This is a genomic window from Staphylococcus sp. GW821-FHT11H10, assembly GCF_058807855.1.
The window spans coordinates 1-14,680 of the sequence record NZ_JBXARC010000001.1; the positions used below are offsets into that span (position 1 = coordinate 1).

General features: G+C 34.1%; 11 protein-coding genes. 10 read left to right on the forward strand and 1 reads right to left on the reverse strand.

The window, feature by feature from the left end; translation table 11 throughout:
• The first annotated feature begins 341 nt into the window (after nucleotides 1–341).
• From AC1RRU_RS00005 to pheT, 3 genes are all read left to right on the forward strand, one after another.
• Complete coding sequence (locus AC1RRU_RS00005) at nucleotides 342–1,082, forward strand: TrmH family RNA methyltransferase (RefSeq protein ID WP_016930715.1); 741 nt, start codon at nucleotides 342–344, stop codon at nucleotides 1,080–1,082.
• Nucleotides 1,083–1,446: 364 nt separating this feature from the next.
• Nucleotides 1,447–2,505: a phenylalanine--tRNA ligase subunit alpha gene (pheS, locus tag AC1RRU_RS00010; RefSeq protein WP_016930714.1), complete on the forward strand. Its 1,059-nt coding sequence runs from the start codon at nucleotides 1,447–1,449 to the stop codon at nucleotides 2,503–2,505.
• Nucleotides 2,505–4,907, forward strand: coding sequence for a phenylalanine--tRNA ligase subunit beta (gene pheT, locus AC1RRU_RS00015; RefSeq protein ID WP_016930713.1), 2,403 nt, complete (start codon nucleotides 2,505–2,507; stop codon nucleotides 4,905–4,907). The genes pheS and pheT overlap by 1 nt, the downstream gene beginning before the upstream one ends.
• Nucleotides 4,908–5,127: 220 nt before the next feature.
• Here the strand turns inward: pheT and rnhC are convergent, their stop codons facing one another.
• Entirely contained in the window at nucleotides 5,128–6,060 is a 933-nt protein-coding gene (gene rnhC / locus AC1RRU_RS00020; protein ID WP_016930712.1) for a ribonuclease HIII, read from the reverse strand.
• 277 nt (nucleotides 6,061–6,337) lie between these two features.
• Here rnhC and zapA point away from each other — a divergent pair, with 277 nt between their 5' ends.
• The 7 genes from zapA to AC1RRU_RS00055 all read left to right on the forward strand — a co-directional run bounded on the left by zapA (nucleotide 6,338) and on the right by AC1RRU_RS00055 (nucleotide 14,667).
• A complete protein-coding gene (gene zapA / locus AC1RRU_RS00025) occupies nucleotides 6,338–6,604 on the forward strand; it encodes a cell division protein ZapA (RefSeq protein ID WP_016930711.1) in 267 nt (88 codons plus the stop codon).
• Nucleotides 6,605–7,126 carry a CvpA family protein gene (locus tag AC1RRU_RS00030; protein ID WP_016930710.1) on the forward strand — a complete coding sequence of 174 codons (522 nt, stop codon included), beginning with the start codon at nucleotides 6,605–6,607 and terminating at the stop codon, nucleotides 7,124–7,126.
• Nucleotides 7,127–7,200: 74 nt separating this feature from the next.
• Complete coding sequence (gene polX / locus AC1RRU_RS00035; RefSeq protein WP_016930709.1) at nucleotides 7,201–8,913, forward strand: DNA polymerase/3'-5' exonuclease PolX; 1,713 nt, start codon at nucleotides 7,201–7,203, stop codon at nucleotides 8,911–8,913.
• Between the two features lie 9 nt (nucleotides 8,914–8,922).
• Entirely contained in the window at nucleotides 8,923–11,274 is a 2,352-nt protein-coding gene (locus AC1RRU_RS00040) for an endonuclease MutS2 (protein ID WP_016930708.1), read from the forward strand.
• A 195-nt stretch (nucleotides 11,275–11,469) separates the two neighbouring features.
• Complete coding sequence (gene trxA, locus AC1RRU_RS00045) at nucleotides 11,470–11,784, forward strand: thioredoxin (protein ID WP_011276093.1); 315 nt, start codon at nucleotides 11,470–11,472, stop codon at nucleotides 11,782–11,784.
• A gap of 96 nt (nucleotides 11,785–11,880) precedes the next feature.
• Nucleotides 11,881–13,668 (forward strand): excinuclease ABC subunit UvrC, encoded by a 1,788-nt coding sequence (gene uvrC, locus AC1RRU_RS00050; RefSeq protein WP_070855479.1) that lies wholly within the window; start codon nucleotides 11,881–11,883, stop codon nucleotides 13,666–13,668.
• Nucleotides 13,669–14,052: 384 nt separating this feature from the next.
• Nucleotides 14,053–14,667, forward strand: coding sequence for a succinate dehydrogenase cytochrome b558 subunit (locus AC1RRU_RS00055; protein WP_016930706.1), 615 nt, complete (start codon nucleotides 14,053–14,055; stop codon nucleotides 14,665–14,667).
• Nucleotides 14,668–14,680: the final 13 nt, after the last annotated feature.

The following is a 14,680-nucleotide window of genomic DNA, read 5'->3' on the forward strand; positions in this document are numbered from 1 at the left end:
CATTAAAAGGGTATCTTTTGGTTATAGAAATTATGATAATTTACGTAATCGAATTATTATAACTTCGCGACTATTTGCGTCAACAACAAAAAAAGAGATTAAACAACCTAAGGTTGCTTAATCTCAATATTTGGACTCATCAGTCCGATTTGACGTAGAGCCGAACAATTTTTATTTTGTTCATTGCTTCCTTTTTTTATCGATAATTAAAGCGTTAAATACAATGTGCTTTAAAATGTAATGAATTTACGCATTATATAAAAGGCTTCATTATAATCAATTCGATTATGTTAATATAAATGTGTAAACAAAACAATCTAGTTACAATAATGGAGATAATTATGGAACAAATTACGTCAGCTCAAAATAATAAAATAAAAAATGCGAATAAATTAAAGAAAAAACGAGATCGAGATAAAACAGGACAAGCACTTATTGAAGGCATTCATCTTATTGACGAAGCATACCATAGCGGCATCGTGATTAAACAATTATTTGTGATTGAACCAAGTAGAACAGATGAGTCACTTATAGATTACGCGGAAGAAACGTATGAAATTAATATGAAAGTGGCTGAATCACTATCCGGTACGATTACACCGCAAGGGTTTTTCGCTGTAATTGAAAAGCCAGAATATGACATTAACCAAGCCAAACAAGTATTGTTAATTGATAGAATTCAAGATCCAGGGAATCTAGGGACTTTGATTCGAACATCTGATGCAGCAGGCATTGATTTAATTGTTATGGAAAAGGGCACGGCTGACCCTTATCAAGATAAAGTTTTACGCGCAAGTCAAGGCAGTGTCTTCCATATCCCAGTAATTACTACAGATTTGAAGACGTTTATAACTGACTTTAACGGGCCTGTGTATGGTACGGCACTTGAAAATGCACAACCTTATAAAGAAGTAGCTTCTCAAGAAATGTTTGCTTTATTACTAGGTAATGAAGGCGAAGGCGTTAACAAAGCATTGTTAAATGAAACTACACAAAATTTAACAATCCCGATTTATGGTAAAGCGGAAAGTTTGAATGTAGCCATCGCAGGTAGTATATTACTTTATCATTTGAAAGGTTGACCCTGAGAATTAAAATCGGCTATACTTAGAGATACACAACGAATAATGTAAATTGGTAAATCAATGCATAAAAATTAAAAATATAACCGATAAAAAGACTTTAACTAATAGAACGTGTTGTACAGGGAGAGTGAACGTGACTGGAATTCACTCCAACACGAATTAGTTTCTTTCATCTTTTTGGTTACTTAAAGAAATTTAAGTCGGAGTATGTCTTCGTTAACAACGTTTGCAAGTGTATGCGTAAGCATAAATTTGGGTGGTACCACGGAAAGACTTTCGTCCCAGTTATTGGGATGGAAGTCTTTTTTTATGAATAAAATAGTAAAACACAAAGTGAACATAAAATGAGAGGTGTAAGTCAATGACTCAAAACGATTCTATGGCTGATTTAAAACAACAAGCACTTGTTGATATTAATGAAGCTCAAAATGAACGCGAATTACAAGATGTAAAAGTTAAATATTTAGGTAAAAAAGGCTCAGTAAGTGGCTTGATGAAAAACATGAAAGATTTACCAAATGAAGAAAAGCCAGCATATGGGCAAAAAGTGAATGAATTACGTCAAACCATTCAAACTGAATTAGACGAAAAACAAACACTTCTAAAAAATGAAAAACTAAATCAACAATTAGCAGAAGAGACCATTGATGTGACCTTGCCAAGTCGTCAAATCAGTATTGGCTCTAAACATCCTTTAACACGAACAGTAGAAGAAATTGAAGATTTATTCTTAGGATTAGGTTATGAAATTGTTGATGGTTATGAAGTAGAACAAGATTATTATAACTTTGAAGCATTAAATTTACCTAAATCGCATCCAGCACGTGATATGCAAGATAGTTTCTACATCACTGATGAAATCCTGATGCGCACACATACATCTCCTGTACAAGCACGTACAATGGAAAAACGTAATGGACAAGGACCAGTTAAAATTATTTGTCCTGGTAAAGTTTACCGTCGTGATTCAGATGATGCGACACACAGTCATCAATTTACTCAAATTGAAGGATTGGTAGTTGATAAAAATATCAAAATGAGTGACTTGAAAGGAACATTAGAATTAGTAGCGAAAAAATTATTTGGTGCAGACCGTGAAATTCGATTACGTCCTAGCTACTTCCCATTCACTGAACCTTCTGTTGAAGTGGATGTATCATGTTTCAAATGTAAAGGTAAAGGCTGTAACGTATGTAAACATACAGGATGGATTGAAATTTTAGGTGCGGGTATGGTACATCCAAATGTACTTGAAATGGCCGGTTTCGATTCAAATGAATATTCTGGTTTCGCATTTGGTATGGGGCCTGATCGAATCGCTATGTTGAAATACGGCATTGAAGATATTCGTCATTTCTATACAAATGATGTTCGATTCCTTGAGCAATTTAAAGCTGTTGAAGATAGAGGTGAAGCATAATGTTGATTTCAAATGAATGGTTAAAAGATTACGTTAACGCAAATGTATCGGTTGAAGATTTAGCTGAGCGTATTACCCGTACAGGGATTGAAGTGGATGACATTATTGATTATACAAAAGATATTAAAAATTTAGTGGTTGGTTATGTTCAATCAAAAGAAAAACATCCCGATGCAGATAAATTAAATATTTGCCAAGTAGACATTGGTGAAGAAGAAGCGGTTCAAATCGTATGTGGTGCACCGAATATAGATGCCGGTCAACATGTTATTGTAGCGAAAGTGGGTGGTCGCTTACCAGGAGGCATTAAAATTAAGCGCGCTAAATTACGTGGTGAACGTTCCGAAGGTATGATTTGTTCATTACAAGAGATTGGTATTTCAAGCAATGTAGTACCTAAAGCATATGAGAATGGGATTTTTGTTTTTCCTAATGAAGTTGAACCAGGTACAGATGCTTTAACTGCATTATATTTAAATGACCAAGTAATGGAATTTGATTTAACACCAAACCGTGCTGATGCATTAAGTATGGTTGGTACAGCTTACGAAGTGGCAGCGTTATATCAAACTGAAATGACGAAACCGTCAACTGAAAGTAATGAAATTGCAACTTCTGCATTAGATGAATTATCAGTTACAATTGATAACCCTGAAAAGGTGCCGTATTATAGTGCGCGTGTTGTTAAAAATGTAACCATCGCACCATCTCCAATATGGATGCAAGCACGTTTAATTAAAGCAGGTATTCGTCCAATTAATAACGTTGTTGATATTTCAAACTATGTATTATTAGAATATGGCCAACCATTACACATGTTTGACCAAGACCATATCGGTTCTCAAGACATTGTCGTACGCCAAGCTAAAGATAAAGAAGTAATGACAACATTAGATAATACTGAACGCACATTAGTGGACACTGATATCGTTATTTCGAATGGGCAAGAACCTATCGCATTAGCTGGTGTAATGGGTGGAGACTTCTCAGAGGTAACAGACCAAACGACCAATGTAGTGATTGAAGGCGCAATATTCGATCCAGTTTCAATTCGTCATACTTCACGCCGTTTAAATTTACGTAGTGAAGCTTCTAGTCGCTTCGAGAAAGGTATTGCAACAGAATTTGTCGATGAAGCGGTCGACAGAGCATGTTACTTATTACAAGAATATGCTTCTGGTGAAGTACTACAAGATAGAGTATCAGCAGGTGACTTAGGTTCATTTGTGACACCAATTGATATTACAGCTGATAAAGTGAATCAAACGATTGGTTTTGATTTATCAAGCGATGAAATTAAAGCAATCTTTGAACAATTAGGATTTGATACGCAACAAAATGATGATACATTAACGGTTAATGTACCGTCACGTCGTAAAGATATTTCAATTAAAGAAGACTTAATTGAAGAAGTTGCACGTATTTACGGTTACGATGAAATCCCTTCATCATTACCGATTTTCGGAGAAGTTACAAGTGGAGAATTAACAGATCGTCAACATAAAACTCGTACAGTTAAAGAAACGCTTGAAGGTGCTGGATTAAACCAAGCAATCACATATTCATTAGTGTCTAAAGAACATGCGAAAGACTTTGCATTACAAGAACGTCCAACTATCAGTTTATTAATGCCGATGAGTGAAGCACACGCAACGTTACGTCAAAGTTTATTACCACATTTAATTGAGGCAACTGCATATAATGTCGCACGTAAAAATAAAGATGTGAGATTATATGAAATTGGTCGTGTTTTCTTTGGCAATGGTGAAGGAGAGCTTCCAGATGAAGTTGAATATCTAAGTGGTATTTTAACAGGAGAATATGTTGTTAATGCTTGGCAAGGTAAAAAAGAAGAAATTGATTTCTTTATCGCCAAAGGTGTTGTAGACCGAGTAGCTGAAAAATTAAACTTAGAATTGAGCTATAAAGCAGGAGAAATTAAAGGTTTACACCCAGGGCGCACAGCAATTGTGTCGTTAGAAGGCAAAGAAATTGGCTTTATTGGTGAATTGCATCCACAAGTTGCTGCTGATAATGATTTAAAACGTACGTATGTGTTCGAATTAAATTATGATGCAATGATGGACGTAGCAGTAGGATACATTAATTACGCGCCAATTCCTAGATTCCCTGGCGTAACACGTGATATTGCGTTAGAAGTCAATCATGAAGTGCCATCTTCAGAATTGAAACAAACCATTCATGATAATGGTGAGGATATCTTACAAAGTACATTAGTATTTGATGTTTATGAAGGTGAACATTTAGAAGAAGGTAAAAAATCAATAGCAATTCGTTTGAATTATTTAGATACTGAAGATACATTAACTGATGAACGCGTATCTAAAGTTCACGATAAGATTTTAGAAGCATTACAAGCACAGGGCGCTACAATTAGATAATCGTAGGAAAGGGAGCGGGACAGAAATTTAAATCAATTCATTGTCCCGCTCCCATCTTGCTTTGCGTGTATGATTTTTTAGTGAAATTCTCTTTGCTGGGGCCTCGCTAGAATGATGACTAGGTTTGAAAAATTGATTTAAGCGCATTTTCAAATCAGTCTGCTACTGTGCATTTTCAAAGTAGCTTTATCTTCTTAGTTTGTCCCAGCCTTTTTAATGTTTATTGATACTTTTTAGTCACTAAATGTTGCGCTTTATCACGATTTTTAAAATGTTTCTTAGAAATCGCATCTAATGTTTCAATCCCATGTTTATCGATGATTTGCGCGGCTATCAAATCTACTTTATTGCTGGCTCCTTTAGGAATCACTTGTTTCATTTTATGTGATATATGATCCATATGTTTAACGAAAGCATATCGAGAAATAATACTCGCAGCTGCAATTGCTAATGATTTAGATTCCCCCTTAGTTTCGAATTTTGTTTTATCAGGATAGGGGAGTGCGCTTAAAGCGTAACGTTGGTAAACACCACGCACAGCAAATTGATCAATCACGATGTAGTCTAAGTCATTGCAGTCTATTTTTTGCGTTACATTTTTAATAGCTTCGTTGTGAAGTACAGCTTTCATTTTAACTTGTGACCAACCTATCACTTGTTTATCGTTATATTTGGGATTATCTAATGTTAATAAAGAATGCGGAATAAATGTGATTAATTGTTCGGCCAGTTCAATTATTTTTTGATCACTTAATTTTTTGGAATCATCCACACCTAGCGTTTTTAAAATTTGAATATGCTCTTTTGAAACATAAGCGGCACATACAGTTAAAGGTCCAAAGTAATCGCCACTACCTGCTTCGTCACTACCAATACAATTAAAATGATTATAGGCCAATGTTTGGGCAGATGATTGTTGAGACGTTGTTGGTTTGGTAGAAGAAGTAGAATGTCCTGGAAGCAACTGTTGTGCGACAGCTTCCGCATTTTTACCTTGAAACATGACTTTACCTGAATTATATATGTTAATTACAGCTTGATTATATTTCGTCCGTGCCTTCATGCCTGGAGGTAATTGTGATGTTTCAAATGTAATGTGTTGTAATAAGTCTTGGATTTCAGATTCTGATAATTTATGAACGACGTTTGCCATACGCTAGTTGACCTCACTTTTCAAAATATAATAAAACATAGATAAGCATAACATATTATGATTACACTTCAGAATAGATAACGTGTGTTAGATGTATTATTTATAACGATTCCGTAATCGCTACTTACCAAACAACATATCCTAATGTATAATTAGTTGTGATATTCTACTTTATAAATTATGTAAGAATTGCATTCAATTGAAGTACGAGACGATGTGGTTATCTACGTGTAACCATTGATAGCTTTAAGAATAAATAATGTCAGGAGTTATTGCTATGGGAGAATTTAAAAATCGAATCAATGTCACGATTAACGATCAGAATTATACCATCATTGGTGAGGACAGCCCGGAGCATATTCGTTATGTAGCACATTTAGTAGATGAAAAATTAAGAGAAATGGGACGTAAATCAACCGGATTGGACACCACTAGAAAATCAATTCTAACTGCAGTAAACATTATGCATGAAAAGGTTAAACTAGAAGAAGAAAATCGTAAATTATTACAAGAAATACAACAATTAAAGCAAAGAGAAGAATAGATGATTATTGATTTAACGATCATTATCATTATTGTATATAGTCTTATCATGGGGTATAGAAGAGGAATATGGTTAAATAGTTTACATTTATTTTCGACGATCGTGTCATTTATCATAGCACATCAATTTTACCAACGTATAAGTCAACAACTAATTGTCTTTTTACCGTTTCCAAAGACGATTGCGTATGATATGGCGTATGCATTTCATTTTAATGATTTGCAGCAACGTTTTGATAAAGTGATGGCATTTTTACTCATTGCCTCAATATGTAAGTTGATTTTATATCTTATTATAATTACTTTTGATAATATAGTGACGTATCGAATGATAAATCAAATGAGTAGACGCTTTGGTAGTTTAATTAGTGTAGTCATGGCTGTCGTTATTCTTCAGTTATTCATTTATGTGTTAGCATTGTATCCGATTGAGTGGATACAACATAGTTTACAACATGCGTACATAGGGAAACTTATCTTATTTCATACACCATTTTTCTCGTCTTACATTTTAAATTTATAATACAAAACTGATATAAGGTCAGGACAAGGCTACTTTGTTAAATGTCCTGGTCTTCTTTTTATGGAGTGATTGGAATGACAAAAAAAGATGTAATTCAATTATTAGAAAAAATTGCTATCTATATGGAATTAAATGGAGACAATACGTTTAAAGTTTCAGCATATAGAAAAGCGGCGCAAAGTTTAGAAATTGATGAGCGTCCACTTGATGAAATAGAAGATGTCACTGAGTTAAAAGGAATTGGTAAAGGTGTAGGCGATGTGATCAATGAATATCGTAATACTGGTGAATCAAGTTATTTGAAAGAATTGCAACAACTTGTTCCAGAAGGTTTAATACCATTAATGAAGATTCAGGGATTAGGTAGCAAAAAAATAGCTAAGTTATACAAAGAACTGAATATTACTGATAAAGAAAGTCTACAATCAGCTTGTGAAAGTGGGAAAGTGAGCGAACTGAGTGGTTTCGCTAAAAAAACCGAACAAAATATACTTGAAGCAGTTAAAGCTTTAGGTGCTAAAAAAGACCGTTACCCAATAGATACAATGCGTGGTTTAAATCGTATTATTATCGATTATTTGGAAACTATAGATGATATCGAGAAATATTCCGAAGCGGGTAGTTTCCGTCGATATAAAGAAATGAGTAAGGATTTAGATTATATTATCAGTACGGAGCATCCAGACAAAGTACAACAACAACTTTTAAATATACCTAATAAAGTTAAGGATGTTGCTGTTGGACAGACCAAAGTATCATTAGAGTTGACGTACGATGATGAAACGATTGGTGTAGATTTCCGACTTATCGAACCAGTTGCGTTTTACCACACATTGCAACATTTTACAGGTTCTAAAGAGCATAATATTCGCATTAGACAGATGGCCAAAGCGCGAAATGAAAAAGTAAGTGAATATGGCATTGAACAGCAAGATGGGTCATTACTACAGCTAGAGAGCGAAGAAGCGATTTATCAACATTTCGGTAGTGAATGGATAGCACCTGCGCTAAGAGAAGATGGCAGCGAATTTGATAAAGATTTAAGTCAAATGATTACTTTAGATGATATCAATGGAGATATTCATATGCATACCACTTATAGTGATGGTGCGTATTCTATCCGAGACATGATTGAGGCAAATATCAAAAAAGGCTATCAATTTATGGTGATTACTGACCATTCACAAAGCTTAAAAGTCGCTAATGGCTTACAAGTAGAACGTTTATTACGACAAAATGAAGAAATCAAAAAACTCAATCAAGCGTATTCAGAAATAGATATATATTCAGGCACAGAAATGGATATTTTGCCTGATGGTTCGTTAGATTATGATGATGAAGTGTTAGCACAACTTGATTACGTCATTGCAGCCATTCATCAAAGTTTTAACCAATCAGAAGAAGAAATTATGAAACGTTTGGAAAATGCATGTCGAAATCCATATGTTCGACACATTGCACATCCAACAGGACGTATTATTGGTCGACGAGACGGTTACAAACCGAATATCGAAAAATTAATGCATTTAGCAGAAAAAACAAATACGATAATGGAAATTAACGCAAATCCTAAACGCTTGGATTTAAATGCTGAAACAGTAAGGAAATATCCTAACGTCACATTAACAATCAATACAGACGCACATCATGTAGACCATTTAGACTTTATGAAATATGGTGTAGCAACTGCTCAAAAAGGATTTGTAAACAAAGAACGAGTAATAAACACGATGTCTCGTCAAGCATTTAAAGATTTTGTTGAGAATAATAAAAAGTTGAAGAAATAGAGGGATTGTATGAGACAAAAAACATTAGACGTCTTAGAATTTGATAAAATTAAGTCATTTGTTGCTTCTGAGACAATCAGTGACTTAGGACGTGAAAAAGTGTCTAAGATGTCTCCAGCCACAGACTTTGAAACAGTAGAATTTCAAATGAATGAGACAGATGAAATATCACAAATTTATAATAAACATCGTTTACCAAGTTTAAGTGGTTTAGCCAAAATTTCACCATTAATTCATCGAGCAACGATTGGCGGTGTACTTAATGTAACAGAACTTAATTTGGTTAAACGTTTGATACAAGTTCAGAACCAGTTTAAAACATTTTATAATCAATTGTTAGAAGAAGATGAGAACGTTGTTAAGTATCCAATTTTGAATGACAAAATGAACCAATTACCAATTTTGTCAGATCTATTTCAAGAGATAAATGAAAAATGCGATACACATGATTTGTATGATAGCGCGAGTTATGCATTACAAGGGATACGTAGCAAGATTTCAAGTACGAATCAACGCATTCGTCAAAATTTAGATCGTATCGTTAAGAGTCAGGCTAATCAGAAGAAATTATCTGATGCGATTATTACTGTAAGAAATGATCGTAATGTTATTCCAGTCAAAGCGGAATACCGACAAGATTTTAAAGGGATTGTGCATGATCAATCTGCCTCTGGTCAAACCCTTTATATTGAACCGTCATCTATTGTTGAAATGAATAATCAAATTAGCCGTTTACGAAATGACGAAGCAGTTGAACGTGAGCGTATCCTGACAGAATTAACAGGTATGGTTGCTGCTGAAGCAGATGGTTGCCTAATTGCTGAATCTGTTATGGGTCAAATTGATTTTTTAACTGCTAAAGCGCGTTATGCACGTTCAATAAAGGGAACGAAACCTACATTTTTTAAAGAAAGAACGGTTTACCTACCGAATGCTTACCATCCGCTATTAAATAAAGATACGGTTGTAGCCAATACGATTGAATTTATTGATGATATTGAAACAGTAATTATTACAGGGCCTAACACAGGTGGTAAAACAGTTACATTAAAGACACTTGGTTTAATTATCGTAATGGCGCAATCAGGGTTGCTCATTCCTACTTTAGATGGTAGCCAATTAAGTGTCTTTGAAAATGTTTATTGTGATATCGGTGATGAACAATCCATTGAGCAATCATTATCAACGTTCTCTTCACACATGAAAAATATTGTTGAAATTTTGCGAGAGACTGATAAAAATAGTTTAGTATTATTTGATGAGTTAGGTGCAGGTACTGACCCAAGTGAAGGTGCGGCGTTAGCGATGAGTATCTTAGACCACGTTCGCGATATTGGCTCATTAGTCATGGCTACGACACATTATCCAGAATTGAAAGCATATAGTTATAATCGTGAAGGTGTGATGAACGCTAGCGTAGAATTCGATGTTAATACGTTAAGTCCAACTTATAAATTATTGATGGGTGTACCTGGTCGTTCAAATGCATTTGATATTTCTCGTAAATTAGGACTTAGCTTAGGTATTATTAATAAAGCTAAGACGATGATTGGGACGGACGAACAAGAAATTAATTCAATGATTGAATCTCTTGAAAAGAATTCAAAACGTGTCGATGAACAACGAATTGAATTAGATAGACTGTTAAAAGAAGCGAGAACAACGCATGATGATTTAGAACACCAATATGAACAATATAAAAATTACGAGAAGAAATTGATGGATGAAGCGAAAGAAAAAGCAAATCAACGTGTCAAATCTGCGACTAAAGAAGCGGATTCAATCTTAAAAGAATTAAGAACATTACGTGATCAAAAAGGTGCCGACGTTAAAGAACATGAGCTTATCGATAAGAAGAAACAATTAGATGATCAATATGAAGCAAAATCGTTAAAACAAAATGTTCAAAAACAAAAATATGATGAAATCCATGCAGGTGACGAGGTTAAAGTGTTATCGTATGGTCAAAAAGGTGAAGTCTTAGAACTCGTAAGTGAAGAAGAAGCAGTGGTTCAAATGGGTATCATTAAAATGAAATTACCTATTGAAGATCTTGAAAAGACTAAAAAGAAAAAAGAAAAACCATCTAAAATGGTCACTAGACAAAATCGTCAAACGATTAAAACAGAATTAGATTTACGTGGTTATCGTTATGAAGAAGCAGTAGGCGAATTAGATCAATATATTGATCAAGCCGTTCTCAGCAATTATGAACAAGTTTATATTATTCATGGTAAAGGCACTGGGGCACTTCAAAAAGCCGTTCAAAACCACTTGAAGAAACATAAAAGTGTGAAATCGTATCGTGGTGGTATGCCAAGTGAGGGCGGCTTTGGCGTAACAGTTGCTGAACTTAAATAAGTTACATTGACGTCTAAGCAGTGTTGTTGATTTTTTTAGAAAATAACGTACAATTAAGCCAGTGAAAATAAAATAAGATGAATGAGATTTGATAATTATTGACAGATCATTAGTAAATGAGCAACGTCGATGCACGTGCCACTAAAGTCTGTTATAATTTGCTCATCATTCAAAATTTAAGGAGGATTGGCATTTATGGCAATCGTAAAAGTAACGGATTCAAACTTTGATGAAAATATTCAATCAGGCGTTAAATTAGTAGATTTCTGGGCAACTTGGTGTGGACCTTGTAAAATGATCGCACCTGTATTAGAAGAATTAGCTGGAGACTACGATGGTAAAGCTGATATTTTAAAATTAGATGTTGATGAAAACCCATCAACAGCAGCTAAATTTGAAGTAATGAGTATCCCAACTTTAATCGTATTTAAAGATGGTGAACCAGTTGATAAAGTAGTAGGTTTCCAACCTAAAGAAAACTTAGCTGAAGTATTAGATAAACACCTATAAGAACAATCTAAACATAAATGAGACTGGGGCATTACATAAATGTAATCGCTCCGTCTTTTTTATATGTAGTCAATCTCTTAGGAAGGAGGGGATACATTGTCAGACTACAAAACTAAAATAAAAGATAAATTAAGTGTAGTTCCTTTTGAACCGGGTTGTTACTTAATGAAAGATCGGAATGACCAAGTGATTTATGTTGGTAAAGCGAAACGTTTAAGAAATAGATTGCGTTCCTATTTTACCGGTGCACATGATGCGAAAACAACAAGATTAGTAGGAGAAATCCGAAATTTTGAATTTATAGTCACTTCAAGTGAAACAGAATCCCTACTTTTAGAACTAAACTTAATTAAACAGTATCAACCTCGCTATAATATTTTATTAAAAGATGACAAGAGCTATCCTTTTATAAAAATCACTAAAGAGAAACACCCTAAGTTAATTGTTACACGTACCGTAAAAAAAGGAACTGGAAAATATTTTGGACCATATCCTAATGCTTATTCAGCACAAGAGACGAAAAAATTATTAGACCGCATTTATCCATTTAGAAAATGTGACAAAATGCCAGATAAATTATGTCTTTATTACCATATCGGACAATGTATGGGACCATGTGTTTATGATGTAGATCAACAAGCCTATGCACAAATGACTCGTGAAATAAGTGACTTTTTAAATGGAGAAGATAAAACCATTCTCAAAAATTTAGAGGATCGTATGATGGATGCGAGTGAAAAATTAGACTTTGAACGTGCGAAAGAGTATCGCGATTTAATACAACATATTCATAATTTAACTAAAAAACAAAAAATTATGTCGTCAGATAACACGATTAGAGATGTGTTTGGTTATAGTGTTTCTAAAGGATGGATGTGTATTCAAGTATTCTTCATTCGACAAGGGAATTTGATACAAAGAGATGCGACAATGATTCCTTTACAACAACAAACTGAAGAAGAGGAATTCTATACATTTATAGGTCAATTCTATAGCTTAAATCAACATATTCTGCCCAAAGAAGTGCATGTTCCTAAACATTTAGATAAGACTATGATTCAATCCGTAGTTGATACTAAAATTGTTCAACCGGCGCGTGGTGCTAAAAAAGAAATGGTAGATTTGGCTAATCATAATGCCGAAGTTGCACTTGAAAATAAATTCGAGCTAATTGCAAAAGATGAATCTCGTACAATAAAAGCAATTGAAGAGCTCGGAGAACGAATGGGCATTCAAATACCAATCCGTATTGAAGCATTTGATAACTCAAATATTCAAGGTGTAGATCCCGTATCAGCCATGGTTACTTTTGTTGACGGTAAAGCAGATAAAAAAGGATATCGTAAGTATAAAATTAAAACGGTCGATGGACCAGATGATTACAAGTCAATGCGAGAAGTCGTTCGTCGTCGTTATACGCGTGTTTTGAATGAAGGATTGCCTTTGCCTGATTTAATTATCGTCGATGGTGGGAAGGGGCATATGTCAGGTGTATTAGATGTCCTTGAGAATGAACTAGGGTTAGACATTCCCGTTGCTGGATTAAGAAAAAATGATAAACACCAAACGTCAGAATTACTTTATGGACCACAAGCAGACGTTGTACCATTGAAAAAGAATAGTCAAGCATTTTATTTATTACATCGAATTCAAGATGAAGTTCACCGTTTTGCAATTACGTTCCATCGTCAAACACGCCAAAAAACAGGTTTACAATCTGTATTGGACACTGTTGACGGCATCGGAAGTAAACGTAAGACGCGTTTATTAAGAACGTTTGGATCGATTAAGAAAATGAAGGAAGCAAGTGTTGCCGACTTACAACAAGCAGGTTTACCTGAGAAGGTTGCACATAACTTACAACAAGCTTTGTTAGATAATTAATTAAAAAAAGGGCTATGAGAATTATTCTCATAGCCCAAAAACATATAAAAAATGTTACAATACAGTTAACAAAAAGTTTATTTTTTTAAGAAAGTATGGAAGCGTTTTCTAATTGAGAAACATTATCATCAAAGTGTTTTTAGAAATGATTAATGTAATAATTGCATTTATCATTAAAAAATAACGAACTCAATTTACTTTTTTAAGTCCTACTTGTTTACATAGTTTTGATTGGAACGACTCTTGATGAAGAAATGTCAGGATCCTTAAATAAGACAAGTACTAAATAAAATAGTAAATCGTTATGTGATATATGGACTTGATTAAATTGACTTTCTTAGAAATAAGCGATTTAAATTAATAGTTTTACAGGGGGGACTCCTTTTGGCAAAGTCTAAAAATGAATTCTACCTTAGACGTGTACACTCGTTACTAGGTATTATTCCAATTGGTGCATTCTTAATCGTTCATTTAATTGTGAACCATCAAGCAACACAAGGGGCAGAGGCTTTTAATAAGGCGGCTGGCTTTATGGAATCAATTCCGTTTTTACTCGCAGTTGAATTTTTATTAATTTACATTCCGATTTTATACCATGGTCTATATGGTATCCACATTGCATTCACAGCTAAAGAAAATATCGGCCATTACTCATTATTTAGAAACTGGATGTTCGCATTACAAAGATTCTCAGGTATTGTGACATTTATATTTATCTTCATGCATTTATGGCAAACTACAATTCAAAAATACTTCTTTGGTAAAGCAGTTGATTTTGAATTGATGCACAAAACACTTGAAAATCCAATTTGGGTTATCGTATATATCGTTTGTGTTTTATGTGTTATTTTCCATTTCTCAAATGGTTTATGGTCATTCTTTGTAACATGGGGATTCTTACAATCTAAACAATCACAACGTGTATTCACTTGGATCTCTTTAATCGTATTCTTAGTTTTAGGATACATTGGAGTATCTGCAATTTTCGCATTTGTATAAAACACAATTAGTA

What these genes read in the sequence shown, in the direction of transcription:
- AC1RRU_RS00005 (WP_016930715.1), top strand. Translation starts at nt 342, where the DNA reads ATGGAACAAATTACGTCAGCTCAAAATAATAAAATAAAAAATGCGAAT.
- pheS (WP_016930714.1), top strand. Translation starts at nt 1,447, where the DNA reads ATGACTCAAAACGATTCTATGGCTGATTTAAAACAACAAGCACTTGTT.
- pheT (WP_016930713.1), top strand. Translation starts at nt 2,505, where the DNA reads ATGTTGATTTCAAATGAATGGTTAAAAGATTACGTTAACGCAAATGTA.
- rnhC (WP_016930712.1), bottom strand. Translation starts at nt 6,060, where the DNA reads ATGGCAAACGTCGTTCATAAATTATCAGAATCTGAAATCCAAGACTTA.
- zapA (WP_016930711.1), top strand. Translation starts at nt 6,338, where the DNA reads ATGGGAGAATTTAAAAATCGAATCAATGTCACGATTAACGATCAGAAT.
- AC1RRU_RS00030 (WP_016930710.1), top strand. Translation starts at nt 6,605, where the DNA reads ATGATTATTGATTTAACGATCATTATCATTATTGTATATAGTCTTATC.
- polX (WP_016930709.1), top strand. Translation starts at nt 7,201, where the DNA reads ATGACAAAAAAAGATGTAATTCAATTATTAGAAAAAATTGCTATCTAT.
- AC1RRU_RS00040 (WP_016930708.1), top strand. Translation starts at nt 8,923, where the DNA reads ATGAGACAAAAAACATTAGACGTCTTAGAATTTGATAAAATTAAGTCA.
- trxA (WP_011276093.1), top strand. Translation starts at nt 11,470, where the DNA reads ATGGCAATCGTAAAAGTAACGGATTCAAACTTTGATGAAAATATTCAA.